1 protein-coding gene is annotated in these 825 nt (G+C 47.6%); it reads left to right on the top strand.

From position 1 onward, the window contains the following. Positions 1-7: 7 nt before the first annotated feature. Positions 8-808 carry a RepB family plasmid replication initiator protein gene (locus ACSZPU_RS26000; protein WP_499004500.1) on the top strand — a complete coding sequence of 267 codons (801 nt, stop codon included), beginning with the start codon at positions 8-10 and terminating at the stop codon, positions 806-808. Positions 809-825: the final 17 nt, after the last annotated feature.

Here is an 825-nt window from a genome sequence, read left to right on the forward strand (position 1 = left end):
AAAACGTGTGTTTTTAGTCATCCTGTTTACCTCTCTCTCAAAGAGTTTAGTCTCCAGGATTCCCGGGGCGGTTCAATTGGGTGTATTTGTTCCAACCCTGAAAGATGGCTCTGATCCCATGTCCAGAGGACATCACATTGACGCCACCAAGGAGTTGTGCAGACTGTCATCTCTTTCCGGAGAAGGTTACGAGAAGATCAGCATTTTCGGTCCGCGCCTTGATATGGATACTGATTTTAAGGTCTGGTTAGGGATTGTGGATTCACTGACCAATAAGTACCTGGAAAAGGACGGCACTGTACGAATGAATTTCATTGATTTTGCATGCAGCTGCGGGCTGGCGACAAAGCGTGTAGACTCCCGGTTACGCAAGCGATTCAGTGACTCTCTGACGCGAATTCAGCATACGTATTTCCAGTTCATTAAGCCGTCTTCGGTTGAAGGCAAAAAAATCAAAATTGATATGAGTCTGGTCTCCACCTCTTACTATGATGAGGGTACCGATGAGGTCATCATCAGGCCAAACCCGGACCTGAACACCCTCTACCAGGTCGATGGTAAAACTAGGCTATACCTTAAAATCCTGAAAACCTTGGCCCGAAAAGAGTCAGCACAGGCGCTGTACCTGTACCTTGTGGAGTTACCGGATAACTTCTATCGCATTGGCTTTGACCGACTAAGGGAACGGCTGCAACTCACTGCACACAAAGGCTCTCAGAATGCCACCATCAGACGGGCGTTGGAGCAGCTTGTCAACAGCAGTCGAACTTTGACCCACCTTTGTTTAACAACAGCAGTTGTAATTTGACCCACCTGATCACTCAG

The sequence above is a fragment of the Phytobacter sp. V69 genome (assembly GCF_965644215.1).
In the GTDB taxonomy this organism is placed as follows: domain Bacteria; phylum Pseudomonadota; class Gammaproteobacteria; order Enterobacterales; family Enterobacteriaceae; genus Phytobacter.